The following is a 25995-nucleotide window of genomic DNA, read 5'->3' as shown; positions in this document are numbered from 1 at the left end:
CCATCCACTTTGAAGGTCGACTGGATGGCCACATAGATTTATGAAAACTTGGCTGACACAGAATATTGAACACTCTCGCTGCTTCAGCTGACTCTTTAATTTGCTCTAATTCGAATTCATTCCTAGCCTGACAAATCATAACCTTTAAGCAATCACTTTTATTCCTTTTAAGCTTTGAAAAGTCCCTGATTATACTGTTAACATTAATATCCATTTCGATCTCAACAGCCAGAGAAAAATCTCTCGACCCTCTGACCTTTTCCCAACTCAGATCAAACCGATTAAAATTATTTTGATCTTTTACCTCACAGTATTCGGGAAGAGCACCCATAACCTTTTCTGCTCTAACACTAAAACCTCTTTTAATTCCCTCTAGGGTTAAAGCATCTTTAAGGTCAGAATTTTTTCTAGTCCGATACCATTTCAAAGGAGTCTCAACATTATCACCGACTGCATTTTTATATGCAGAATCAAGCAATTTTTTACGTGCGATTGCCGACTCTCCCACCGAGTCAATGATACGCATCACACTTTCTACCTTAACTTCCATACGACCAACTATTCATTAATTTTATTAAAATTTAACAACTACTAATCCTTACTTTTATTTGGCAGCGCGATATCGCCAACAATAACTTCAATAGCTTGCGGTATCACTTCAAACTCGGCCGGAGTATAAGTTTTAAACTCGCCTTCGGCCTCAACCCGCTTAGCTCTAAAAGTTTTAATGCTAATTTTGCGGGCTTTTTTACAGACAACCCGCTCTGCCGTTCGCAAATTACCTCTACGAAAGTTTACCTCCAGCAATAACGACCGCCACCACCTTATTGGTTTCAAACAAAATAAGTTCAGTTGGCCATCCAGCAACGTGGAGTCGTCATCAACAATATTTCCACCACCGTGGTAACGGCCATTACGTACCGCTAGGTGAATTGCCTTACAGACTCCTCCAACCATCAGCTTTTATAGTAACTCTAAAACTCTTATTGCGCTTCATCACACTGGTAAGCGCGCCCAGATAAGCAAGTACACCAAAATACTCCTTCATTTCTGACGTCAGCTCACGGGTTACCTCTACACCTAAACCGATATGAGCGATATTCACAAAGTAGTTACTGTTCACATTTGCCAGATTTACGCGTTCTCGCTTGTTATCAACAATAGCCTGAGCTGCTGCAAAAACGTCCTGTGGAATGCCCAGCGAACGCGCCAAGTCGTTAGCTGTTCCCATGGGTAAAATGGCTAAGATTTGCTTGCTTTTATAGACTGACTCCAACGCCGAGCTGATGGTTCCATCGCCACCGGCAACAATCACGAGCCCATCATTTTGACGGTAATTTGCAATGCAGCAAGCCATTTCAGAGGCACTTTCAGTGACGCAAACCTCCACTCAATGCCTGAGTTTCTGAGCAATCCGGTGGCTTCTGTTAATAACTCAGACTAGCCGTCCCGACTCTGTGGATTGACAATTAACAACGCATACTGCAATGCATTATCCCTTCCTATTAAGCGCTATTTTAAATATAAGCGGTTTGTTCAAAGGCTTCAAAGCGCTGACAGAATATTTACGTTACCGGATAGACTTGAAGAAAAAGCTTAGATGGTTCAATCATGCATAACTCAAATATAGCTTCGAGTCAGCCAAAGATGACCTTAATAATAGCGAGCAACCTTTTTTTGCTGAATGTCCGATTCCGGGCAGATAAAAGACCGAGCACCGTTTACGTCATCGTCGTTTAACCGTACCAGAATCCATATTAGATCAGGGTGTTTCAACTCTTTTAGGGAGCCTAAGGAATGAGTGTTATCGTCTGAGATATGATGGTCACACCACCTGTCGATGGTAGATTGAACAAGCGCCCCTTTAGTGCTTGTTTTGACCTGAACGGGGAAGGATTTAAGAGATTCGGAATGCACCGCTGTTACATCAAAACCAGGAACGTTGCCAGAATAAGGGGACGCATAATACCCAAATGAGCCTAACACTGCTACCAACAAGTGTTCACCAACTTAATTCTTCCTTCGAAGCTCGGCTCTGTTCGTTGTACATCATAAGTATCGTGTTGTAATTGCACATCCCAATATCACAGTACTGACGGATGACCGAATCGAGTAAGCGTCTATCCTTTACTTTCGTAAGATTTTTGAACGATGCAAGCTCCTCTTTTTCCATCATCCTGAGTGTTAACGGATCTCCCATTCCTATTTCAGTATAAGTTCTCTTCACATTTGCTTTTATCTGCGCTATTACTTTGCTCTTTTCCGACTCCGTGCCATTAAAATCCAACGGATGAATAAGATCTGAAGCATATCCCCACACTGGAAAAAGTAAAATAAACACCAAACAGGCGATTTTATTCATAGATACTCTCCTGAGTACAAATAATGCCAGCGAGACTCCAAAGCGCAAAATAAGCCGTTTTTTCGTCTCGCTGACAGCTTTATTAACTTTCAGAAGGAGAGGGTTGTCCAGAAAGTATCTCTTGTTTACGCTTAGCTTCTGGTAAATCGTTGATACAGTAGTTTATGTAGTAAATCGTAAAAATAAACGTATAAAAGGCATTCATTCGCAAGTCAATCTTGTGTTCATTTAATGCATATTCCTGCAGAGCAGCTTTGGCTTTAAAAGACCAGACAATATACAAAACCCACGATGCAATAGTTAAGAGGCCAGCAATTACATCAAGTACTTCTTCGCCAGTACCAGTGAGTGCACCACCGAGACCGACACATACGGCAAGCCATATAATAAAAACATTATCTGAAATTCGTTTTTTTGTCATCGACTCCAATATTGGGGAGTTTTTGTACATCCACAAAATTGGGTAAATTCCCCCTGTAGCAAGGGTCAGTAAGACTAAGTTAATAGTCTTGGTATTAATCGTGTCTTTTAGTTCAGTTATTGTCGACATGACATCCTCTTTCATTGTAGTTGTGTTTATTTTTAGAGTTATTAAAACTATGCAATCACAAATTTACCAGCATAGCCTTACTATTAATTGGCTCTCGTCTTAATAAGGGAAAAAAGATGGGATATTTGAGCAGCCCCACTTTCGTCCAACTTCTTTGGGTCGAAATTCAACTCATTAGCATAAGCAGTTTTCAGTTGTTCTAAAGGTTCTTGCGAATCTTCAAAAAATGTCCCATCCGCCCATGTTGTTCTTACTTGGACGTTGTCAATTTGGAAGGTATCATCTTGATTTATTGTGAACTGGAAGGTTTGAACATTTGAAGATATATCTAAATGATCTGTTTGATCTTGCTCTTCTTGCGCCAGCTGACTTATTGTTTTATTCAAAAATTTAGATATCTTGTGTTGACATGAAAATTGAACAACTTTAATGCCATTGTCCGTTTCAAACTGTTCCCAGTCTCGTTTTTCGCAACTTTTCCAATTATCAAGAGCCTGGCCTAGCGTTATCGTTTTATTAAAATCCATTGTACCGCTTTTAATTTGCTCAACCTCACTTCCGCAACCCGCTAAAAACAAAATAATAGGTACAACAAATAATGCCTTCTTCATTTTTCAATCTCCACATCCTAGTGATTTTATTAAGTAGCTGGCATAACTGCGTCTGATATTTTTAATATGCGCCAGCACAACGTTTAATCCATTAATATCATTAGGTTTTACATTAAACGACTTAGATATATAAAACAACAAAAACCGATCCGTTATATCGTATACCCAAAAATTTAAACACCCTTACCAAACTATCATTCCCCCTCCCCCATTTCCCTTTAAACAAGAACCCAGTAAAATCCCCACATATCATTCAACGCAGGCAATAACGAATCAGCGTATGAAAACCAATTTAATTACCCTTGGCGGTTATGAAAAGTTGCAACAGGAACTTGAACACCTTTGGCGGGTGGAACGTCGCGAAACCGTGGAGAAGGTGTCGTGGGCGGCGAGCCTCGGTGACCGGTCTGAGAACGCGGACTACAAATACAACAAACAAAAGCTGCGCAAAATTGATGGCCGTATTCGCTATTTAACCAAACGCCTGGAGCAGGTGAAGGTGGTGTATTATTCGCCACAACAGGACGGGAAAGTGTTTTTTGGTGCCTGGGTGGAAATTGAGGACGAGGACGAGAACGTTCGCGCCTTTCAAATTGTTGGGCCGGATGAAATTTATGATCGCAAAGACGCGGTGTCTATTGATTCACCCATGGCGCGTGCCCTGCTGAAAAAGCAGGTAGACGACGAGGCGGAGGTTAACACGCCACAGGGTACTAAGACCTGGTTCATTAATAAGATAAGTTACCAACAGCCCGCGTAGCCAATTCGTGATAGTATTCGTCCCCATTATTTGTCGTAAAGTTTCAAAACTAAGAGATGTACTATGAGCCAGATACCGCAATTACTTGCTAATGAACTGAAGGTTGATGAACGCCAGATTTCGTCTGTTATCCAGTTGCTGGATGAAGGCTCAACGGTGCCCTTTATTGCGCGCTACCGTAAGGAAGTGACCGGCGGCCTGGACGACACGCAATTGCGTCAGCTGCATCAGCGCCTGAACTACCTGCGCGAGCTGGACGACCGCCGCCAGGTAATACTCAAGTCGATTGACGAGCAAGGCAAGTTAACCGAAGAACTGGCTCAGAGCATTAAAACGGCTGACTCGAAAACCGAGCTGGAAGATTTATACCTGCCCTACAAACCGAAACGCCGCACCAAAGGCCAAATTGCCATTGAAGCAGGGCTTGAGCCGCTGGCAGACTTGCTGTGGAGAGACCCAACACAAAACCCGGAACAGGTTGCAGCCGAATATATTGACGCCGACAAAGGCTTTGCCGATGCGAAAGCGGCACTCGACGGCGCTCGCGCCATTTTAATGGAGCGCTTTGCCGAGCAGGCGGAGTTACTAAAGCGCTTACGTTCGCACTTATGGCAGAACGCACACTTAACCAGCACCGTTGCTGCGGGTAAGGAAAAAGAAGGCGCGAAATTCCGCGACTATTTTGAATTTTCTGAGCTGTTTAAGACCATTCCGTCACACCGCACGCTGGCATTGCTGCGCGGCCGTAACGAAGGCTTTTTGCAGTTGTCGATGGACGCTGATCCGGGCAGTGAAGATAAGACCGCCGGCTCACATTGCGAAGTGATTATTGCCGACTTCCTGAACTTTGAGCATAAAGGCCGCGCTGCCGACGACTGGTTGCGTCAGGTTATTCAATGGACCTGGCGGGTGAAGTTATCACTGCACATGGAAACCGAGCTCATGGCTCGCGTGCGCGAGCGTGCCGAAGAAGCCGCGATTCAGGTATTTGCCAGTAACTTAAAAGATTTGCTGATGGCGGCACCTGCCGGTGCTAAAACCACTATGGGCTTAGACCCGGGCGTTCGCACCGGCGTTAAGGTTGCCGTGGTGGATGAAACCGGTAAAGCAGTTGCCACTAACACGGTATTCCCGTTCCAGCCGCAGAACCAAATGGACAAAGCCATGCGTACGCTGGCTACTTTGTGCAAGCAGTACAAGGTAGAACTTATCAGCATTGGCAACGGCACCCACTCGCGCGAGACCGACAAAATGGTCGGCGATATGCTCAAGCAGCACAGCGACATTAAAGCCACTAAAGTCATTGTGAACGAAGCCGGTGCGTCGGTTTACTCGGCCTCTGAACTGGCTGCGCAGGAATTCCCGGACATGGACGTGTCACTCCGTGGCGCGGTCTCTATTGCCCGCCGCCTGCAAGATCCGCTGGCCGAGTTGGTTAAAATTGAACCCAAGTCTATTGGTGTGGGCCAGTACCAGCACGACGTTAGCCAGTCGCAACTGGCGCATAGCCTGGATGCAGTGGTTGAAGACTGTGTAAACGCTGTCGGTGTGGACGCCAACATGGCGTCTGCCGCTTTGCTGCAGCGCGTATCCGGTTTATCGAAAACTTTGGCGAAGAACTTGGTTGAGCACCGCGATGCGCACGGTGCATTCCGTAACCGCAAACAATTGCTGGATGTTTCCCGCATGGGACCAAAAGCCTTTGAACAGGCAGCAGGCTTCTTACGCATTAGTAACGGCGAGCAACCACTGGACGCCTCTTCGGTTCACCCCGAGGCTTATACTGTGGTTGAACGCATTGCCAAAACTAATTCAATTCCGGTACAAGAGCTTATTGGTAACCAGCAACTGATTAAAAACCTGAACGCTAAAAACTACACCGACGAGCGTTTTGGTCTGCCGACAGTGACCGACATTTTGGCGGAGCTGGAAAAACCCGGCCGCGATCCGCGTCCTGAGTTCAAAATGGCAGAATTTAAAGAAGGCGTTGAGAAAGTCAGCGATCTGAAGCCCGGCATGCTTTTAGAGGGTGTAGTGACTAACGTGGCTAACTTTGGTGCCTTTATTGATGTGGGCGTGCATCAGGACGGTCTGGTTCACATTTCAGCACTGGCGGACAAGTTTGTCAGCGACCCGCGCGAAGTGGTTAAAGCTGGCGATATCGTGAAGGTTAAGGTGCTGGAAGTAGACATTGAGCGTAAACGTATTGGCTTAACCATGCGTTTAAGCGATGAAGCCCCAGCCAATACAGCGGGCAGCGACAAGCCTAAAGCAAAAACAGGAAGCGGGCCGAAGAAAAAGCCTTCAGGTAATGGTGGTCGTGCGCCACAGCCACAAAACTCAGCAATGGGCAGTGCATTAGCAGACGCCTTTGCAAAAGCGAAGAAAGATTAAACAGAAAGGAGTTAAGCGGTAGCGCTGAATGAGTCCACGGAAGGACGAACGCGCTTATCGTAAAACGAGGAAATCATTTCACCACGCTCAGATGATGATAAAGTTTTTCTGCCTTCTTCGGTAGCGGTTAAAGTGCCTGATGACGCGGTTTGACCCTCGTTTTTACCCTCGCCCTCTAAGCTTTTATTAAACGGCGCGTTAATACTAATATCGAGGTTCTGTTTCCCGCCTTCTTCACCGCTTTCGCTTGCTTCAACCTGCATTTGAGCTAATTCGGCCCTGGCCTGCGTAGCTTTGTTAGTGGCTTCAGCAGCAATAGCACGGTCAGCTGCAGAAGGTTGCGCGGGTGCCATAGCGGCGCGGCGCACTACCTGCATTTTCTGAATGGTCGCTTGAGGGTCACCATTAACCGGGCTAACGTCTATTTGAACTTCGCCGCCCACCGCATAAGACTTACCGTCAGGGCCACGTTCGTACTCATAGGAAGGAGAACCAGCATACTGACCACCAACTGCCGCGTGGGCTTGTTCGTGTACACGCACTTCCTGGTCACGGCTTTTTAGCTCATCGACTTTTTCAACTTCTTCTTCGCTGAGCTTCTGCTGATTCTTTTCAGCATTGTCAGTAACATCTTTGCTGGCTTTGTCGGTGGCTTTTTTGCTGTCAGACTTTCCATCAGCTTTCGCATCAGGTTTTCTGTCGGTCTGGGTATCGGCTTTATTACCGGATTGCTCTGATTTGGCAGGTTCATTCACCAGCGGCCGCTCTAAATTATCCCTGTTCATCGACTCCGCAGGTGGTGCCGACGTTACAGGAATGGGCGGTAACGCTGGTGAGATATTCATACTAGAACATTAAGCGCTGGTATCAATCATTGTGCCCAACATCTCGTCGGCAGTTTCTACCGTACGGGTGTTTGACTCAAAGTTGGTCTGCCCTTGGTTCAGTGAAACCAGAGAGTCAGTTGTGTTGGCAGCCGTAACGCTTTGGCTGGTTTCAGACGCAGTTTCAGTTGCGGCCTGAGCCCCATTGGCAACGGCATTACTTTGCTGCTGAACATCATTACGACCCGACGTTGAAGCAGACGCAATTTCCTGACTCGCTTGTGATACCTGCTGGTTTGCACGTTGCATACCCTGCAGGCCTGAGTTCATTGCTGCACCAATTTCCATCGTTTCCTCCCACGCGCTAAAACGCGTTACTTCGAATCTACTTATCAGTATCGGTCATATTTTAAACATTTTCAAGTACTGACAAATGCCATTCGTCGCAATTTTAATCGATACTTATGCGTGCTGCTGAATTTGGTTTAATAGCGCTTTCCAGGAGCGTTTTTGCGTTTCCAGCGAAGCCTTCATTTCATCAACCTGACGCTTCAGCGCATCAAGATCGAGGTTTACATGCTCTTTTAGGGCTTTAGCTTTGGTGTCCAGAAGCTTTTTACGAGCCTGATAGTAAGCCTTCAAATGCTGCCCCATTTGGTCGTAGTGTTCCTGAGCTTTTTCAAACAGCGAATCGGGTGCTGCCTGAGCTTTTTGCTGAGCACGTTTTAACTGCATTTGCAGTTTCGCCCGTTCTACCTGATACGGTGAGCTGCGCTTCAAGTTTTTCGCCAGACCCAGCCATTTACTTGCTACGATAAGCCATTTAGTTGGGTCGAACTGCCACCAGCGAATACCGTTACGATAATCAGCAGCAAAAATGTGGTGGTAATTATGATAGCCCTCACCAAACGTCAGAAACGCCAGCACGCTATTGTCACGCGCAGTGTTTTTGTCGGTATAAGGCTGCTTACCCCAAATATGCGCCAGCGAGTTAATAAAGAACGTGGTGTGGTGGTTTAGCACCAGACGTAACACGCCAATAACCAATAACCCTGCCCACACATCGCCGAGCATGAAACCGGCCGCAATTGGCCAGCCAAAGTTAACAAACAAGGTTAGCGGCAGGTAATACTTATGCTGCCACATTACAATTGGGTCTTTCTGCAGGTCTTTAACGTTATCGTAGTCGGTATAACGGCTTGCCTGATATTCACGGATCATCCAGCCAATATGCGAGTACCAGAAACCGCGCTTAGCGGAATACGGGTCTTTGTCGTTGTCATCAACGTGCTTATGATGTTCACGGTGGTCAGAAGACCAGTGAAGCGCACTGTTCTGCAGCGCAACCGCACCGCCAATGGCAAAAATAAAACGAATTACGGGGTTAGCATCGTATGTACGATGCGCCCAAAGGCGATGATAGCCCGCTGTAATAGATAAGCCGGCGAAACACGCCGTGCCAAACATAACCCACCAAAACGCGGCACCAATGCCAACGCTGTAAGCGTATAAAGGTACACCAACAATGGCGACAATAAAGGTAATAGCGAACACCAGAGTGTTTAACCAGATAATGGGGGGCTTTTCAGAAATTTTTTGCATGCATATAACCTAAAACATTCAAATAAAGGCAGGCGCCTAATAGCGTACACCTGTACGCTGAATGTACGTGTTTTGTGTTCAAATTACAAGCGGTAAAAGTGTAAAAAGCTGTGTTATCATTCTTAATATACCCGCAAAGATGACTATACGACTATGGCCGGAATTCGCGCAAAGCAAAAAGAGAAAACCCGACAGGCGTTAATTAACGCGGCAATGAACCAATTAAGCGCCGAAAACGGTTTCTCCAGTTTGAGCCTGCGTGAGGTTGCGCGCGAAGCCGGTATTGCTCCCACGTCATTTTACCGACATTTTCGCGACATGGATGAGTTAGGACTCACTTTGGTCGACGAATGCGGCCTGGCTCTACGCCAACTGTTACGCCAGGCGCGTCAGCGCATTGAATCCGGCGGCTCTATTATTCGGGTATCTATAGAAACTTTTATGCAATTTGTGGCGAACAATACTGCCACCTTCAGGCTATTGCTTCAGGAACGCTCCGGTCGTTCACGCAGCTTCCGCTTAGCGGTAGTGCGCGAAATAGACCATTTTAAGGCCGAGCTGGAAGACTATTTGGTTAACGAACAATCGTTTAGCCGCGACTTGGCCGAGTTACAGTCGGACACTATTGCTAAAATCGTGTTCAGCGCCGGAGCAGACTGCTTTGACGTAGATGAAGAAGAACGAGAAATTATTACCGAGAAAACGATTCTGCAAGTTCGCTTAGTTGCCAGAGGCGCCGAAGCGACTCGCCGATTACTAAAACGAGAGTCCTAAAAAAGTAACCTTAATCAGAACAAGAAACTGGAGAACATTATGCTTTTACGTGCTGTAGGCGGTATGGCATTAGCAATCTGGGCAGCAGATATTGATGCCCGTGAGATGACGCTAATGGAAACCGTAACCACCAAAGCCATTCGTTCGGCTCAATTGTCGCCGGATGGTCAATTCACTGCGGTTATCCGCTCAACGCCCCGTACTCCGTACGAAGACGATGACGGTTCCAGCTACAGTGAGTTAGTACTTATTAATGCTGACGGTCAGGAAACTTCATACCTAAGTAAAGATAAGAAGTTCAGCCAGGTCAGTTTTGGGCCGCAGAGCGAGTACCTTTACTTTACCGCTAAAGAAGAAGGCGATGAGTACCAGGAATTATATCGCATGCCCGTGCACGGCGGCGGCGTTCAATCGGTTTTTGAATTTGACGGTAATATTGGCGGCTACGCGTTGAGCGATGACGGCGAGCAGCTGGTCTTTTTGTCTTCAGGTGCGAAAGACAGCGACAAGAAAAAACTGTCAAAAAAAGGCTTTAAAGCCGAAGTCTACGAAGAAGACTTAACCTATACCCAGGTTTACCATGTTTCATTGGGTGAAGAAGACGCAGAAGCCAAAGCGGTTACCGCCGACGACCAGCACGCGCTTTCGGTTAGCTTCCACCCGAATAACGAGCAGTTACTGGTTCGTACCGCACCAACTTCACTCATTGATGACAACTACATGAGCAGCCAGTACCAGCTTATTAGCCTGGATGGCGAAGTGGTCACTTCTTTTGAAAGTGAAGGCAAGCTTGGTCGTGCGGAATTTTCACCGGACGGTCGTTATTTAGCTATGATCCGCGCAGCGGACTACAACGACCCTTCAGCGGGTTCTCTGTTCGTTTACGACACTCGTGAACAAGAACATCGCAACGTATTGCCTGACTACAATGGCTCTATAAAAGACTTTAGCTGGCGTACCGATGAAGAGATTATCTGGTTAGGTCACCGCGGTACCGAAACCGAAGTGCAGGCATTAACACTTAAGTTTTTAGAAAGCCGCAGCCTGCTAGATTTGGGTGAAGCCGTTTTCACCAGTCTGGACGGTGAAGCCGGTAAATCGGAATTTGTTTTAACGGGGCATCGTCCAAGCCACCCGAGCGAAGCGTTCAAATACAGCAACGGTCGTCTGGAACGTTTAACCGACTCTAACCCGTGGCTGGCTGAGATCGATATGCCTCGTCAGGAAACCATGACCTACGAAGCACGCGACGGGCTGAAGCTGGAAGGTATTGTGGTTTACCCAACCAACTACGAAGAAGGTAAAACCTATCCGTTAATGATGGTGATTCACGGTGGTCCTGAGTCGCATTACAGCAATGGCTGGTTAGATCGCTATGCATCACCGGTTAAGCATGCCGCAGCGAAGGGTTATGCCCTATTCTTCCCGAACTACCGTGGCAGTACTGGTCGTGGTGTCGAGTTCTCTAAGCTGGGTCAGAATGACTACGCGGGTAAAGAGTTCGACGACATTGTGGATGCGAAAAAACATCTGGTCGAGATTGGTTTAGCCGATGAGTCGAGCGTGGGTATTACCGGCGGTTCATACGGCGGTTACGCGTCGGCCTGGGGCGCAACAGCACAGACCGAGCACTTTGCGGCCAGTGTTATGTTTGTGGGTATCAGCGACAACTTGTCTAAGTTTGGTACTACCGACATTGCCAAAGAAATGCACGCCGTGCATGCCCGTAGCTATCCGTGGGACAAGTGGGAATGGTACTTAGAACGCAGCCCAATTTACCACGCAGAAAAGGCCCGTACGCCAATTCTTATTATGCATGGTAAAGAAGACACCCGTGTACACCCTTCACAATCTATGGAGCTTTACCGCTACCTGAAAACTCACGGCAAGGTACCAGTTCGCCTCGTGTTATACCCCAGCGAAGGCCATGGTAACCGCAAAGCGGCGGCACAGCTGGATTACAGCATGCGCTTCATGCGCTGGATGGATACCTTCCTGGTAGAAAAAGCTGAGGAAAAACCCTCGTTTGAACTACCGCACGCTGAACAGCTTAAATAAAGCTGGCTCCTAATAAAAAGCCGGGATACTTCATTTGAAGTTCCCGGCTTTTTTGTCTCTGCAATTTTGTTATTTACCCGAAACGGCCCGCCATATTTCCTTCCAGCCCGGTTCTTTTCCGTAATACTGAATGCCCATAGCGAACAAGCGCCCCGCAACATTTCTCATCCAGTAAACAAAAACAAGCAGCAGCGCTAAGCTCAGCAGCCATTCCCACACCGCAACATCAGTTTGCAGTAAGCGTGCAGGCATCATCGCAAAGGAGCTAACCGGCAGAATACTCATAACCGTGGCTAAAGTTGAGTCTGGCGCTCCAATTACGCTAAACCCTAAAAATACCGGCAGTAAAGGCACCAGCATTACCGTACTGCGAGAAGAGTGATTCGGGTCATCAATGGTTGCCGAAAAGCCCGCTAATAACGCGTTAATTAAGACCGTGCCCAATAAAACAAAGATAAGACTCAACAGGGCAGTACCAATTCCCCAGTCCAGCCCGGAGCCACTCTTATCGGAAAACGCAGCAACGACCAGGCTGACACCCAAAATCATTAAGCCAATAAAGAGCATCGCCTTAAGGCTGTGTAAGGTAATACCAATAATTTTACCATCCATCCATTGAGTGGGTGTCACAATGGTCAGCAACTGCTCGGTTACTCGCTGTTGCTTCTCGGCGGTGATGGACATCATCATTAAGCCAAAACCAGTAAAGACCCCAACCATAATCACCGCCAACAGCATTCCGGCGGAACCATCACTGGTATCATCTATAGAGGCGTCTTCACTTTCTTCAATAGAAAATGCAATTTCCGGCTTTTCATCAATTACCGCTTTTTCTTCCGGTGCCAGTGGTAACTGTTGAATGCGCAGATCCTGCAGTTGTTCCTGCAACTCAGTGCGCAATTCCTGCTGCCAGGTTTGCGATTTTTTCACCCAGACCTTAGCGGTTAGTTCCGGAGTAATAACAATCAGCGTATCCAGCTCTTCCGGTAACTGAGTTTTCCAGTTTTCCACTTCCATGGTACCGGCGCTGCGAATATTCAGAGCTTTTGGAGCATCAAACTCGAACCCCTGCGGCTGTCCTTGCTCGTAGAAAATTGCGCCTTCGTATTCCTCGGAAAAAATTTGAGTAATGGCACCCCATCCGGCACTCACTGCAAAAATCCCCACCAATAACACAATGGAAAACAGTTCCTGTTTCCACTTAAAGAAACGCTTAAACTCCCACCATGAAATAGCTTTTAATTGTTTTAGATAACCTGGGCTTGTCTGCTTCATGACTGCGCCTCCCCGGTAGCGTTCTGATTACGAATGGTATTTAAGTACAAGTCATGCAGCCCCGGCTGAATTGGCGCAAAAGCCTTAATAGACGCCTGCTGTGCCAATTGTGGCCATAACTCATCTATACCGGCGTCGGCGCGAAAGGTTATTTCCACTTGTTCTTCACTCACTTTACGCATGGACTCTATTTGCTCCACGCCCTGCCAGCTATCTAAAGCAAGCTGAGCGTTGGTTGTTACCCGATAAATCGGTTTGGGCAGCAAGGTATCGCGTATTTCCTGTAAGCTGCCCTGAGCCACCGCGCGTCCTTTGTTCATAAGCAACATAGTATCGGCTAAACGCTCAACCAGCTCCATTTGGTGCGCACTTAACACCACAGTTTTGCCCCGCTCGCGCAACTCGTTTAATACCGTCAGCACGTGCTCCTGGTTTACCGGGTCTAAACCCGAAAAAGGTTCGTCCAGAATCACCAGTTGCGGGTCATGCAGCAGCGTGGCAATAAGTTGTACTTTTTGCTGGTTTCCCTTAGACATCTGACGCAAGGGCTCATCTTTGCGATCCGTCAGTTCGAACCGCTCCAGCCAGTTATCCATATCGCTGCGGATATCGCTAAGCTTCAACCCGCGCAAACTGGCAATATAATTCAGGTTATCCAGTATGGTTCGATCCTGATATAAACCACGGTCTTCAGGCAGATAGGCAAAGTCGTGATAGGTCAGCTCAACACTCTCGCCGTTGTTTTCAACGTGGATTTCACCTTCGTCGGGCTGAGTCAGGCCAACCAACATACGAACCAGAGACGACTTCCCGGCACCGTTGGGGCCAAGCAAAGCTTGTATCTTGCCGGGTTGAATATCGAGGGAGATAGCGTCTACCGCCGTTACGGTGCGGTAACGCTTAGTGACATTATTAACTGAAAGGCGCATGTTATTTTTCTGTTATTTGCTTAAGAAGCGCCTATCTTAGAAAGACAAAGGGCCCGTAACAAGTGTTACGAGCCCTTTAATTTGTTTCAAACTATGAATTTACAGCTGAGGGCCTGCGGCAACCAAAGCTTTACCGTTATCGGTGTCAGTAAATTTCTCAAAGTTTGCGACAAAACGTTCTGCTAAGTCTTTCGCGCGAACGTCCCACTCACCGTCATCTTCGTAAGTTTTGCGCGGGTCAAGAATGCTACTGTCTTCAACGCCAGCCAGCTCAGTTGGCATAGCTAAGTTAAAGTGAGGCAGCTCTACAAACTCAGCGTCCTCAATTGAACCATCTAAAATAGCGTCAATAATAGCGCGCGTCGCTTTAATAGAAATGCGTTTGCCAGTGCCGTTCCAACCGGTATTAACCAGGTACGCTTCTGCGCCAGCCGCTTCCATGCGCTTAACCAAAACTTCCGCGTACTGCGTTGGGTGCAGGCTTAAGAACGCCGCGCCAAAACAGCTGGAGAAAGTTGGCGTAGGCTCAGTAACACCGCGCTCAGTACCGGCTAATTTAGCAGTAAAGCCGGACAAGAAATGATACTGCGCCTGCTCTTTAGTTAACTTAGAAACCGGAGGCAATACACCGAAAGCATCCGCGGTCAAGAAAATCACTTTTTTCGCGTGACCAGCTTTAGAAACCGGCTTCACAATGTTTTCTATGTGATGAATCGGGTAAGACACGCGAGTGTTTTCAGTTTTCGAATTGTCGTCAAAATCAACGACTCCGTTGTCATCGACAGCAACGTTTTCTAATAAAGCATCGCGGCGAATCGCGTTGTAAATGTCGGGTTCGGCTTCTTTCGACAAGTTGATGGTTTTGGCATAGCAGCCACCTTCAAAGTTGAATACGCCGTCGTCATCCCAACCGTGTTCGTCGTCACCAATGAGTGCGCGTTTCGGGTCCGTTGACAGGGTAGTTTTACCGGTACCTGACAAACCGAAGAAAATAGCCACGTCGCCTTCTTTGCCTACGTTGGCAGAGCAGTGCATAGAAGCAATGCCTTTAAGCGGCAGGAAGTAGTTCATCATTGAGAACATCCCTTTTTTCATTTCGCCGCCGTACCATGTACCGCCAATTAACTGAATTTTTTCAGTTAAGTTGAACGCCACAAAGTTTTCTGAATTCAGTTCCTGTTCCTGCCACTTAGGATTAATGCACTTAGCACCATTCATAACAACGAAGTCTGGCTCAAAGTTTTCCAGCTCTTCTTCGCTTGGGCGAATGAACATATTTTTTACGAAATGCGCCTGCCATGCCACCTCGGTAATGAAGCGAACTGCAAGACGAGTGTCTTCGTTAGCGCCGCAATAGGTATCAACCACAAACAAACGCTTTTTCGAAAGCTGCTCGGTAACCAAACCTTTCAGTTCGTTCCAGGTTTCGGTCGACAGTGGTTTGTTGTCGTTCTTGCCTTGATCAGCCCACCAGACGGTATCGCGAGTTGTGTCATCGCGGACAATGTATTTGTCTTTAGGGGAACGTCCGGTGAAAATTCCGGTATCGACAGCAACCGCACCCAGGTCCGTTACCGTTCCCTTTTCATAACCTTGCAGGTCGGTGCGAGTTTCCTCTTCGAATAGCAGGTCGTAGGACGGGTTATGGACAATTTCTTCGACATCTGTGATGCCGTAGCGGCTCAGATCCAGATTAGGCATGACGTAAGGCTCCTGAGATTACGGTCTAGATTGTTAACGTTAACAGCAGTAACACAACGTAAAGCATCCTGTTTTACAGCTTGGTTACTGGCTCATTTTCAGGGCGCGAATATTAACCTGATTGTGTAAAAAAAGATAGGGCAAAATTTTGCCAGTTCGTTAGAATGCCCGCCTGACTTTTGTAAGCAGCAGCGGGTTTCTGATCATTTATGCGTGACTCCTTTCACAGCCGAATTGGCTTTATATTAGCGGCAGCGGGCTCTGCAGTTGGCCTGGGAAATATTTGGGGCTTTCCGACTCAGGTTGCGAACCACGGCGGCGGTGCCTTTCTGCTGGTGTATCTTTGCGTAATCTTTATACTTGCTATACCCGCTTTGTACAGCGAAATGCTGATAGGCCATAGTGCGCAGGCGAACCCCGTTCGCTCTTTAACACAACTGTCTGAAGGCCGCGCGCGCCCTATTGGCCGTTTAATGGGTTACCTGAATGTACTGGGCTCCTGCTTAATGCTCAGCTTTTATCATGTGGTTGCCGGCTGGATGTTAGTTCATGCTTTAGGCTTTCTGGCTCGCGGCTTTGGTATTGAAGTTGCTGCAGAATTTTTGCTGAACAGCTCACTAACCCGCGACTTGATTTTCACTGCCGTATTTTTGCTGGCAACAGCTTATGTAGTTTTTCAGGGTGTAGAAAAAGGTATAGAACGCTGGTCAAAGCGTCTTATGCCTACCTTAGTCGTTTTACTGGTGGCGCTAATTGCCTACATGCTGACCCTACCCGGAGCCGACGAAGGCCTGAAAAAATACCTTGTTCCCGACTTCAACTTAATAACTGACACCAGCATTTTAGTGGCCGCTATGGGGCAAGCGTTCTTCTCGCTCTCTATTGGTTTGGGCGGCATGATGATATACGGTTCCTACCTGAAACCGGGTGCTAACTTAGGTCGTTTAAGCTTGTCCGTAGCCGCACTGGACACTTTTATCGCTTTCCTGGCGGGGCTGTTAATTATTCCGGCTCTGTACGCGGGCATTCACCTGGGCGTTGATGTCGGCGACGGCTCTAAACTCATTGGTGAAGGCCAACTCATTTTTGCGGTACTGCCAGAGCTATTCAATAGTATGGGCATTGCCGGGCCCTTTGTGGCGTTTGCATTTTTCATGTTGCTGAGTATTGCTGCTCTCACCTCGACCATTGCTCAGGCCGAAGTACCGGTGTCTTACTGCATAGAAGAGCGCAAACTGAAACGGCCAGTGGCAACAGCTCTCTCACTGAGCGTTATTGCAGTGTTTTCGCTGCTACTAATACTGTTCTTTGAACCGCTGTTTGGCTGGGTTGTTACGGCAGTCACACAGTTCCAGCTGCCGCTGTCAGGCTTATTCTATTTGCTGGTGGTGGGCTGGTTATGGCACCGCAGCAATCACCTGAAAGCGATTGCTGCGGGCAGTGTCGGTTTAACCTTGTTACGCTGGCATATCCGTTATTTATGTCCGGTACTGATGAGCATCGTGTTTTACCACGTAGCCTTTAGCTAAGCCGGGTTAACTTTTGCCCGGACGCTTACCGGAAAACTTCTGTTCCAGTGCTGACGCCACCCGGGCGTCAGTAAAGCCGGAAACGTCGCCGCCATGCAGCGCTACCTCTTTTACCAGAGAAGAAGAAATAAACGAGTTTTCCTCTGCTGGCGTCAGAAACACGCTTTCCAGATTCGGCGCCAAGCGTCGGTTCATGTTGGCTAGCTGAAATTCGTATTCAAAATCAGACACCGCACGTAATCCGCGAATAAGCACTGTTGCTTCGTACTCTTTGGCAAAGTTGACCAACAGTCCGGAGAAGCCAACGACAGTGACATTATCGAGGTTTTCAGTCACTTGTTGCGCCAGTAAAACCCGCTCTTCCAGACTAAACAGCGGCTTTTTACTGGGGCTTTCTGCTATACCTACTACAATTTCACTAAACAAGCTCGCGGCCCGTTCAATTAAGTCGGCGTGGCCATTTGTAATGGGATCAAAGGTTCCCGGATAAATTGCTCGACGGTGCATAGAGTCTCCTAAACCGTTATTTGTGCAAGCACTTTATTTGCACGCTTTTTATTTGGCCTAAAGAGTACACGCAAGTGCACACTAAACAAAAGCCCGATATTCAAATTAAGGATGCGAGTTGCGACTAACATCAGTAAACTAGACGGTAACTTACGTTTTCAAATAGTGGAGTAAACAATGAGCTCAGCCTTTTATCAGCAACTGGCCGATCAACTGGCCGAAACCAAAGCCGATGGCCTGTACAAGAAAGAACGTATTATCAGTTCGGACCAAAGCTCTGAAATTACGGTTAACGACCGCAAGGTACTCAACTTCTGCGCTAACAACTACCTGGGTCTGGCAAACCACCCGGACTTAATTAAAGCCGCGAAACAGGGCCTGGACGAACACGGTTTCGGTACTGCCTCTGTCCGTTTTATTTGTGGTACTCAGGACATTCACAAAACACTGGAACAAAAGCTAAGCGAATTTTTAGGCACAGAAGACACCATTTTGTATTCCTCATGTTTTGATGCGAACGGTGGCTTATTCGAAACCCTGATGGGTCCGGAGGACGCCATCATAAGTGACGAGCTCAACCACGCCAGCATTATTGATGGCATTCGCCTGAGTAAGTCCAAGCGCTACCGCTACAAAAACAACAACCTGGAAGATTTAGAAGCTCAGCTTAAACAGGCAGACGCAGACGGCGCGCGTCACAAATTAATTGCTACCGACGGCGTCTTTTCTATGGACGGCGTTATTGCGAACTTAAAAGGTATTTGCGACCTGGCCGACCAATACGGCGCGCTGGTTATGATGGACGACTGCCACGCCACTGGCTTCTTAGGTGAAAATGGTAAAGGTACGCATGAGTACTGCGATGTGATGGGTCGTGTTGATATCATCACGGGCACCTTAGGTAAAGCTTTGGGCGGTGCATCGGGTGGTTACACGTCAGGTAAGAAAGAAGTGATTGACTGGTTACGCCAGCGCTCACGCCCTTACCTGTTCTCTAATTCAGTTGCACCGGCCATTGTGCAGGCTTCGATTCGTGTACTCGATATGCTGGCCGAAGGCCATGAGCTGCGCGCTCAGCTGTGGGGAAATGCCTGCTACTTCCGTGAGCAAATGACTCAAGCCGGCTTTACGTTGAGCGGCGCAGACCACGCTATTATTCCCGTCATGGTAGGCGACGCCAAACTGGCTTCAGAAATGTCAGACCGCCTGTTAGAAGAAGATATTTATGTGATCGGCTTTTCCTTCCCTGTCGTTCCTAAAGGCAAAGCTCGTATCCGCACGCAAATGTCTGCGGCACACACACGTGAACAACTGGATCGCACCATTGAAGCCTTTACTCGTATAGGTAAAGAGCTGGGTGTGATTTAAGGAGTAAATAATGAAAGCTTTATCAAAACTGCACGCAAAACCCGGCATTTGGATGACGGACGTTGAGAAGCCTGAATGCGGCTACAACGATTTGCTGATTAAAATTAAGAAAACCGCCATTTGCGGTACCGATGTTCACATTTACAAATGGGACGACTGGTCGCAAAAAACCATTCCTGTGCCTATGGTGGTGGGTCACGAATACGTGGGGGAAGTTGCCGCTATGGGCGACGGTGTTCGCGGCTTTGAAATTGGCGACCGCGTTTCCGGCGAAGGCCACATTACCTGTGGTCACTGTCGTAACTGCCGTGCCGGCCGTCGTCACTTGTGCCGCAACACCTATGGCGTGGGTGTGAATCGTCCGGGTGCTTTTGCAGAATACTTAGCACTGCCAGCTGAAAACGCTTTCAAACTGCCAGATGACGTCACTGACGAAATGGCCGCCGTATTTGACCCGTTTGGTAATGCGGTTCACACCGCACTGGCTTTTGACCTGGTGGGTGAAGACGTGCTGATTACCGGTGCGGGTCCTATTGGCATAATGGCCGCCGCCGTTGCCCGTCACGTTGGCGCACGCCACGTGGTTATTACCGACGTAAACGAATACCGCTTGGACTTAGCTCGTAAAATGGGTGTAACCCGCGCAGTGGACGTTAGCAAGGAAAAGCTCTCTGACGTTATGAACGAGTTGGGCATGAAAGAAGGCTTTGATGTGGGTCTGGAAATGTCCGGTGTTCCGTCTGCGTTTTCACAAATGCTGGAAACCATGAACCATGGCGGCAAAATTGCCATGCTGGGCATTCCGCCTGAAAACATCGCTATAGACTGGAATCAGGTTATTTTTAAAGGCTTGGTTATTAAAGGCATTTACGGCCGCGAGATGTTTGAAACCTGGTACAAAATGGCCAGTTTGCTGCAGTCCGGGCTGGATATTTCACCTATTTTAACGCACGAAATGCCTATTGATGACTATGAAAAAGGCTTTGAAACCATGATTTCAGGCCAATCCGGCAAAGTCATACTGAACTGGGATTAACGCTTAAATGAGCAATTATCAGCTAATGGACTTACCCATCGCCGTTGAGCATTGGCAAAATGGCGATGCGGTTTTTGTTGATATCCGTGACCCGCAGTCCTTTGCCGCGGGACACATCCCAGGCTCTCAACACCTGGATAACAGCAATCTGCCGCAGTTCCTCGGTTCGGTTGATAAAAACCAAAAAGTGATAGTGGTTTGCTACCATGGCATTAGCAGTCAAGGTGCCGCTGGCTACATAGCAGGCAACGGTTTTACTGATGTGCACAGCATGGACGGCGGCTATACGGCCTGGTCCATGTCTTTTCCTGAACACACTTCTCATAAAGAAACCGAAAGGGATTAAACCATGCGACGATTGCTCAGCAGCCGCGACTCAGACTGGATGCACAAGCTGTATCAGTATTTACGTCAGCAAGGCATGCCAGTCAGCGTTACCGAACGCGGTGAGCAATTGGAACTGTGGTTACACCAAAGCAGCTATGAAGCCGCTGCTAAGACATTCATTCAACAGTTTAAAGATAACCCGGAGCTAGCCGCTGAACCAATAAAAGAACAGCAAGCTTCAGAACGAGGCTCATCATCACTGTCTTTTAGTTTGTTACAGCAAAGCGGGTGGCTAACCCGAATTGTCGCTGTGTTGGCGTTGCTGGTGTTTGGGATGGTGCAAATTTATCCCGAAGCCGTGCTGGAAACATTGAGGATAAGCCAATATTTTTCAGCGCTTCCCTACGATCAGCCCTGGCGCTTTATTACCCCGGTACTGATGCACTTTACACTGCTTCACCTGGTCTTTAACATTTTCTGGTGGTGGTATCTGGGCGGCCGTATTGAACGTTCTCTGGGGATATCCTGGTTACTGGCTCTGCTGTTATTTTGCGGTATTACTGCAAACGTTATTCAGTACCTGTTCAATGGCCCTAACTTTGGCGGGCTGTCTGGGGTGGTCTATGGCCTGCTTGGCTTCTGCTGGATATACAGCTTTAATCGCCCCACGCCGCTGTACCTGCCACCGGGGCTCATTATTTTTATGCTGCTGTGGTTAGTAATTGGCTACACCGACATGCTGTGGGTCAATGTTGCTAACGAAGCCCATCTGGCCGGACTGCTTTCCGGCTGTTTCGCAGGCTTTTTGGTGCGTTGGTTAAACCCTAAAATGCGGCAGCTTCACTGATAAATGTACTTAGTAAAAAGAACATCGCGGATAACCGGATTACCGGTTTCCTGCCGCATCAGCTCTTTTGCTCTTTCTATACATTTTAAACGAAGTTGGTCGCGTCCCGTCATGGTTCGCACCTGACGTTCAGTCGCGGTACCTAAAATTGACACAAAGGCATTACGCAGTAAAGGCGCATGGTGCTCTACCACACTAACGTAACTGGGATCCGGCACCATCACTTCAATAGCAACCCGAATAAAACCCAACCGGTAATCATTACCCTCTTTCAGGTAATTTGTGGTGATATCAGGCTCAAAGCCGTAGTACGAAACGTCGTCTGCTGACGCCACTGTTACACTGCTGAACCAAAGAAAAATACTGGCAAATACTGTTATCAGAAGTTTCATAGCCCTACCCGGCCCGATTGCTGTTCAATTAAGTTCTCTCTGCTATCATAGCGACAGAGCTTAATAACGCCAACACAAATGACAACAGAGTTTTATGCTACCCCGGCTTTTCCAGTTAGCAAAGCGCTGCAATGGACACCGCCCGAACAACTTGAATTAACCCCAAAGCAAGCCGACTGGTTGCTTTACGAAGGTTCGCTTACAGAGCGTCTGAAGCAAATAAATCAGCACTTTTCTGTTAAATTACTAGGCCAGAAATTGCTTTACCCTAACACTGAAGAAAAACAAAGGCTAAAGGGTAAAGACCAAGTCGTTATCCGTGAAGTTCTACTATACTGTAATGAAAAGCCTTGGGTTTTTGCGCGCAGCCTATTTTCACCCAGCGCCGAAAACACCAATACACTGAATTTAGAACAGCTGGGGAATCAGTCGTTGGGCGAGTCTTTATTCGCCCGTAGCGACTTACACTGCGGGCAAATAGAAGTCGCAGAAGTTGCGTTGCCGCACCCGGTTGCCCTGCTTAATCAGCAGTGGTTTGGGCAAAACCATAGGCTGCTGGGCAGACGCAGAATATTTTCCACGGGTGGTGAGCAATTGTTAGTCAGTGAAATATTTCTGCAGCCGTCGCCACTTTACTCTTCGCCGAATAACAGGAGTTAGTATGCAAAAGTTAGTCGCTTTTTGGCAGTTAATGCGTGCGGACAGACCTATTGGTACCTATCTGCTTGCCTGGCCGACAATCTGGGCACTCATGATAGCCGGCGCCGGCGAGCCGCCCCTACGTATCGTTGTGATATTTCTGCTCGGTACTTTTGTCATGCGCTCTGCCGGCTGCGTTATTAACGACTTTGCCGACCGCAATTATGACGGCCACGTACGCCGCACCCGACAACGTCCCATTCCGGCGGGAAAAATATCGGCAACTGAAGCAATGATAGGCTTCATTGCTCTCTTAGCCATTGCCTTCGGGTTGGTTATGCAGCTGAACACTGAAACAGTCATGCTCAGCTTTTTCGCAGCTGGCGTAGCTGCGCTTTACCCGTTTTGTAAACGCTGGACGCATTTGCCACAAATTGTACTGGGCATCGCCTTTAGTTTCGGTATTCTCATGGCCTTTACCGCACTGGAATCTGACCAATGGTTTATTGCTGGCTTACTATTTCTTGCCAATATTCTCTGGACGGTCGCCTACGATACCGAATATGCCATGGCAGACCGCGAAGACGACTTAAAGATAGGCCTGCAGAGCACAGCAATTTTGTTTGGTCGCTTCGACCGTCTGGCTATTGGCCTGTTGCAACTTGCTACTCTAGGCTTATTGGGCTGGGTATTGCATTTAATTACCGTTGAACTTTGGGTGTGGCTGGCATTAGCGGCTGTTTTTCTGTTGTTTGCTTACCAGCACTGGCTAATACGGCACAGGGAGCCCGGAAAGTGCTTCCAGGCTTTTCTGCATAACCATTATATTGGCATGGTATTCGCTATTGGCTTAGCCGTGCATTACTGGTTCTGATCACTCTCAGTCGGTTTTTGCTCTTCTTTTAGTGCTTCTTTTTGTTCATGTTCGGCCTGCTCTTTTAGCTGCTGAACGAACTGCTCAACCGACTGACGGATGGTTTGTAGCACCGGACCGTCAATGAGCTCATCGACCTGGTCGCTGAGCTCACCCACCGGCTCTGCAGCAATTTGCTGACCGTCGTCATTAATTTCTACCAGACCTTGCTGTTTTAAACTGGCAATCAGCGTCGACATGACTTTCTTATCATAAAATTCGGGCGCATCAATGCCGTGAATGGAACTCAAGCGTTCGGCCAGAGTAATAGATTGCTTTTCAAGATCCGCGCGCATGATAGGCTGCGCCTGTTGCAGCAACTCAAGTACAATACAGTAACGCTGCAAGGTTTCACTGGCACTGTTGGCCAATAACCGTAGCCGATACCACTGCGCACTTTCCCGTTGCGCAATGGTGCAAACGCCATCTTCCAGAGTAATTAGCTGTTGTCGCGCCAACTCTTCTGCAAGAGCTTCCGTCCAGAGTGGCAAGTCTTCAACATTATGACTCAAATAGAGCTCTGCTTTTAATGACGGATAAATTGCCTGTGTCCGCGCCGCAATTTCGGCCACGCTGACGTTTTTCTTCGCCATGATAATTGACGCGACAATACCGGGAACCACCATCATGTGAAGTATATTATTCCGATAGTATGTCATTGCTATGGCTGTCATACGCTCGAGCGACACGACTTCACCCATGGTGTCGCTATCAACCGTAAATTTGTCAGTACGCAGTGCCTGTTGCCAAAGCTCTTCCGGTGTCTCGTCCGGCACGCTCATCATATTGCTGTAAGGTACCTCGCGCAGCACGCCCAGATAAACCTCCAACTGAGCCAACAACTCCTCTTTCATCAGTGCGTGGTGCTCTGAACTCAGTAACGCCAATGCGGTAAGATTAACGCTGTTTGCCGCCGCTGAATCGTTAATGCCTTGCATAACTTGCTCGGCTAAACCACCTACCACCGGGTTTAACCAGCCTGGACGCTCCGGTTCCTGCGCCCCTCGGGTGACCGATTCATGCCAGTTAGGCGCCACTTTATCCAGATGGTGTTTTAAATTAATCGGCTGACCGAAAGTCACAAAACCCTGACCAAAGTTGCGCAGTTTAGCGACGGTTTTCAGAATTTGGAAAACCGACTCTTTTTCCTTGTCTTTCCCCTTAAGCTCTTTCAGGTAAGTAGCCACTTCCATAATATGCTCGTAACCAAGGTACACTGGTACCAGCGATACCGGACGCTGCTGGTCGCGCAACATACCCTGCACGGTCATTGCCAGCATACCGGTTTTAGGCGGTAATAAGCGGCCAGTTCTGGAGCGACCGCCTTCACTGAAGTATTCCACCGGGTAGCCTTTTTGGAACAACCAGCACAAGTATTCACGAAAAACCGCGGAGTACAATTTGTTACCCCGGAAGCTGCGGCGAATAAAGAACGCGCCGCCACGGCGGAAAATTCCGCCGACAGGAAAAAAGTTAAGGTTCACGCCAGCCGCTATGTGCGGCGGTACAAGGCCTTCTTTATAAATAACATAGCTGAGCAGCAAATAGTCCATGTGGCTTCGATGGCAAGGGACATAGATAACTTCATGCCCTTGTTGCGCCAGTCGTCGAATCGTATCCCCGCCTTTTACATGAATGCCGTTGTAAATCCGGTTCCACATCCAGGTCATAAAACGATCTAACACTCGGATAAGCGTCGAGTTATAGTTGGCGGCGATTTCATCAATATAAGATAAAGCGCGCTTGCGGGCGGCTTCTTCACTGATTTTTTTGCCTCTGGCTTCATCAGATACCGCCTTTTTTAACGCCGGGGTATTAATAAGTGCTGACATCAGCTCTTTGCGCTGGCTCAGTTTAGGACCGGCAACGGCATGGCGCATACGTACGAAGTGAACTCGCGCTACCCGCGCTAATTTGTGCGCTATGCGCATATCGGTGCCATGGTCGCGCGCCATTGTGCCCAGGCTCACCGAACGTGAAAAGCGCAGCAACACTTGTCGGCCAGAAAAAATTATCAGCCAGAATTTACGCCAATGGCCCGGGTTATCTAAGTCACCGGTCATGGTGTTACCGGCATGCGCCTCTTCTCCCGCCTGGCGGCCCCAGAATACGCCCGCAGGTATAAGGTGAACATCCAGTTCAGGCTGGTCTTTATGCAGGGTAAGTAGTTGGTGAAATTCAGAGACGGTTTGTTCCGATACCTCATTCGCCAGTTCTTCCAGGTACATGATTCGGTTATAGGTTTTACCATTCACCACAAGAGGGTCGACAGGGTCAGGCAAGCCGCGCTTTTGCGCCGCCCGTTGCAAAATGGATAGATCCGCTTTAGAGGTTGAACGCATTACATAGACAATTGGCTTGCCAACCGTTGTTAAATGCTCTTCTTCAGTGCCATCCCAAATTTCCTGAAAACGCGTTAACCAGCGTAACGGGTATTTTAAAATAGGGAAAAAGCGGCTTATTCCTTTCATATAGAGACCTCTGTTTTAAACAGAAACACAGGATACCAACTTCGTGTAAAAATGTCGTTCAAGAAATTACTTGCGAAATCAATTTGCCTGTATATACTCACAGTATCACTGTACAAATAAACAGGT

At 47.9% G+C, this 25995-nt stretch carries 26 protein-coding genes; 11 read left to right on the top strand and 15 right to left on the bottom strand.

Features of this window, described 5'->3' with window-relative positions:
• From Q5L94_RS09580 to Q5L94_RS09555, 6 genes are all read right to left on the bottom strand, one after another.
• Positions 1-529 (bottom strand): hypothetical protein (locus Q5L94_RS09580; protein ID WP_317498212.1); only part of this gene is annotated, 529 nt, incomplete at its 3' end.
• A 62-nt stretch (positions 530-591) separates the two neighbouring features.
• A complete protein-coding gene (locus tag Q5L94_RS09575; protein WP_317498211.1) occupies positions 592-957 on the bottom strand; it encodes a hypothetical protein in 366 nt (121 codons plus the stop codon).
• A complete protein-coding gene (locus Q5L94_RS09570) occupies positions 938-1357 on the bottom strand; it encodes a diacylglycerol kinase family protein (protein ID WP_317498210.1) in 420 nt (139 codons plus the stop codon). Before Q5L94_RS09570 ends, Q5L94_RS09575 begins: the two co-directional genes overlap by 20 nt.
• A 645-nt stretch (positions 1358-2002) precedes the next feature.
• Positions 2003-2362 carry a hypothetical protein gene (locus tag Q5L94_RS09565; protein ID WP_317498209.1) on the bottom strand — a complete coding sequence of 120 codons (360 nt, stop codon included), beginning with the start codon at positions 2360-2362 and terminating at the stop codon, positions 2003-2005.
• 82 nt (positions 2363-2444) lie between these two features.
• Positions 2445-2912 (bottom strand): DUF4234 domain-containing protein, encoded by a 468-nt coding sequence (locus tag Q5L94_RS09560; RefSeq protein WP_317498208.1) that lies wholly within the window; start codon positions 2910-2912, stop codon positions 2445-2447.
• Positions 2913-2995: 83 nt separating this feature from the next.
• Positions 2996-3523 carry a hypothetical protein gene (locus Q5L94_RS09555; protein ID WP_317498207.1) on the bottom strand — a complete coding sequence of 176 codons (528 nt, stop codon included), beginning with the start codon at positions 3521-3523 and terminating at the stop codon, positions 2996-2998.
• Between the two features lie 280 nt (positions 3524-3803).
• Between Q5L94_RS09555 and greB the strand changes: the two genes are divergently transcribed.
• Together greB and Q5L94_RS09545 are read left to right on the top strand one after the other, a co-directional pair.
• Complete coding sequence (gene greB, locus Q5L94_RS09550) at positions 3804-4283, top strand: transcription elongation factor GreB (RefSeq protein WP_222236339.1); 480 nt, start codon at positions 3804-3806, stop codon at positions 4281-4283.
• Positions 4284-4346: 63 nt separating this feature from the next.
• On the top strand, positions 4347-6677 hold the full coding sequence (locus Q5L94_RS09545) for a Tex family protein (RefSeq protein ID WP_317498206.1): 2331 nt from the start codon (positions 4347-4349) through the stop codon (positions 6675-6677).
• An 11-nt stretch (positions 6678-6688) separates the two neighbouring features.
• On the opposite strand, the gene Q5L94_RS09540 is transcribed toward Q5L94_RS09545, so the two are convergent.
• The 3 genes from Q5L94_RS09540 to Q5L94_RS09530 all read right to left on the bottom strand — a co-directional run bounded on the left by Q5L94_RS09540 (position 6689) and on the right by Q5L94_RS09530 (position 9103).
• Positions 6689-7462, bottom strand: coding sequence for a putative metalloprotease CJM1_0395 family protein (locus Q5L94_RS09540; RefSeq protein ID WP_317498216.1), 774 nt, complete (start codon positions 7460-7462; stop codon positions 6689-6691).
• 69 nt (positions 7463-7531) lie between these two features.
• Complete coding sequence (locus tag Q5L94_RS09535; protein WP_011233541.1) at positions 7532-7849, bottom strand: flagellar basal body rod C-terminal domain-containing protein; 318 nt, start codon at positions 7847-7849, stop codon at positions 7532-7534.
• Positions 7850-7963: 114 nt separating this feature from the next.
• Positions 7964-9103: a fatty acid desaturase gene (locus Q5L94_RS09530; protein ID WP_317498205.1), complete on the bottom strand. Its 1140-nt coding sequence runs from the start codon at positions 9101-9103 to the stop codon at positions 7964-7966.
• A gap of 153 nt (positions 9104-9256) precedes the next feature.
• Here Q5L94_RS09530 and fabR point away from each other — a divergent pair, with 153 nt between their 5' ends.
• Together fabR and Q5L94_RS09520 are read left to right on the top strand one after the other, a co-directional pair.
• Positions 9257-9877: an HTH-type transcriptional repressor FabR gene (fabR, locus tag Q5L94_RS09525; protein WP_317498204.1), complete on the top strand. Its 621-nt coding sequence runs from the start codon at positions 9257-9259 to the stop codon at positions 9875-9877.
• A gap of 39 nt (positions 9878-9916) precedes the next feature.
• Entirely contained in the window at positions 9917-11935 is a 2019-nt protein-coding gene (locus Q5L94_RS09520) for a S9 family peptidase (protein WP_317498203.1), read from the top strand.
• A 69-nt stretch (positions 11936-12004) separates the two neighbouring features.
• Here Q5L94_RS09520 and Q5L94_RS09515 read toward each other — a convergent pair whose 3' ends face one another.
• The 3 genes from Q5L94_RS09515 to pckA form a co-directional block, all read right to left on the bottom strand.
• Positions 12005-13210: an ABC transporter permease gene (locus tag Q5L94_RS09515; RefSeq protein ID WP_317498202.1), complete on the bottom strand. Its 1206-nt coding sequence runs from the start codon at positions 13208-13210 to the stop codon at positions 12005-12007.
• Complete coding sequence (locus tag Q5L94_RS09510) at positions 13207-14139, bottom strand: ABC transporter ATP-binding protein (protein WP_317498201.1); 933 nt, start codon at positions 14137-14139, stop codon at positions 13207-13209. The genes Q5L94_RS09515 and Q5L94_RS09510 overlap by 4 nt, the downstream gene beginning before the upstream one ends.
• Before the next feature lie 99 nt (positions 14140-14238).
• The gene (gene pckA / locus Q5L94_RS09505) at positions 14239-15840 is read right to left on the bottom strand and encodes a phosphoenolpyruvate carboxykinase (ATP) (protein ID WP_317498200.1); all 1602 of its coding nucleotides are present in this window, start codon (positions 15838-15840) and stop codon (positions 14239-14241) included.
• A 209-nt stretch (positions 15841-16049) separates the two neighbouring features.
• Between pckA and Q5L94_RS09500 the strand changes: the two genes are divergently transcribed.
• Complete coding sequence (locus Q5L94_RS09500) at positions 16050-17369, top strand: sodium-dependent transporter (RefSeq protein ID WP_317498199.1); 1320 nt, start codon at positions 16050-16052, stop codon at positions 17367-17369.
• 6 nt (positions 17370-17375) lie between these two features.
• Here the strand turns inward: Q5L94_RS09500 and coaD are convergent, their stop codons facing one another.
• A complete protein-coding gene (coaD, locus tag Q5L94_RS09495) occupies positions 17376-17876 on the bottom strand; it encodes a pantetheine-phosphate adenylyltransferase (protein WP_317498198.1) in 501 nt (166 codons plus the stop codon).
• Positions 17877-18053: 177 nt separating this feature from the next.
• On the opposite strand from coaD, the gene Q5L94_RS09490 reads away from it, so the two are divergent.
• Genes Q5L94_RS09490 through Q5L94_RS09475 form a run of 4 tightly spaced genes read left to right on the top strand, consistent with a single transcriptional unit; the run spans position 18054 to position 21454 of the window.
• Entirely contained in the window at positions 18054-19244 is a 1191-nt protein-coding gene (locus Q5L94_RS09490) for a glycine C-acetyltransferase (protein WP_317498197.1), read from the top strand.
• 10 nt (positions 19245-19254) lie between these two features.
• On the top strand, positions 19255-20280 hold the full coding sequence (gene tdh / locus Q5L94_RS09485; protein WP_317498196.1) for an L-threonine 3-dehydrogenase: 1026 nt from the start codon (positions 19255-19257) through the stop codon (positions 20278-20280).
• A gap of 7 nt (positions 20281-20287) precedes the next feature.
• Positions 20288-20626 (top strand): thiosulfate sulfurtransferase GlpE, encoded by a 339-nt coding sequence (gene glpE / locus Q5L94_RS09480; RefSeq protein WP_317498195.1) that lies wholly within the window; start codon positions 20288-20290, stop codon positions 20624-20626.
• A 3-nt stretch (positions 20627-20629) separates the two neighbouring features.
• A complete protein-coding gene (locus Q5L94_RS09475) occupies positions 20630-21454 on the top strand; it encodes a rhomboid family intramembrane serine protease (RefSeq protein ID WP_317498194.1) in 825 nt (274 codons plus the stop codon).
• On the opposite strand, the gene Q5L94_RS09470 is transcribed toward Q5L94_RS09475, so the two are convergent.
• Complete coding sequence (locus Q5L94_RS09470; RefSeq protein WP_317498193.1) at positions 21448-21846, bottom strand: flagellar basal body-associated protein FliL; 399 nt, start codon at positions 21844-21846, stop codon at positions 21448-21450. The genes Q5L94_RS09475 and Q5L94_RS09470 overlap by 7 nt on opposite strands.
• Before the next feature lie 78 nt (positions 21847-21924).
• On the opposite strand from Q5L94_RS09470, the gene Q5L94_RS09465 reads away from it, so the two are divergent.
• The gene (locus Q5L94_RS09465; RefSeq protein ID WP_317498192.1) at positions 21925-22506 is read left to right on the top strand and encodes a chorismate--pyruvate lyase family protein; all 582 of its coding nucleotides are present in this window, start codon (positions 21925-21927) and stop codon (positions 22504-22506) included.
• A gap of 1 nt (position 22507) precedes the next feature.
• Positions 22508-23359, top strand: a complete 852-nt coding sequence (gene ubiA, locus Q5L94_RS09460) for a 4-hydroxybenzoate octaprenyltransferase (RefSeq protein WP_317498191.1) — start codon at positions 22508-22510, stop codon at positions 23357-23359.
• On the opposite strand, the gene plsB is transcribed toward ubiA, so the two are convergent.
• Positions 23347-25869, bottom strand: coding sequence for a glycerol-3-phosphate 1-O-acyltransferase PlsB (plsB, locus tag Q5L94_RS09455; protein WP_317498190.1), 2523 nt, complete (start codon positions 25867-25869; stop codon positions 23347-23349). The two genes, ubiA and plsB, sit on opposite strands and share 13 nt — an antisense overlap.
• Positions 25870-25995 lie beyond the last annotated feature (126 nt).

The organism is Idiomarina sp. Sol25 (genome assembly GCF_033052775.1).
Lineage (GTDB): Bacteria > Pseudomonadota > Gammaproteobacteria > Enterobacterales > Alteromonadaceae > Idiomarina.
This window is presented reverse-complemented; position numbering and strand designations above follow the sequence as displayed.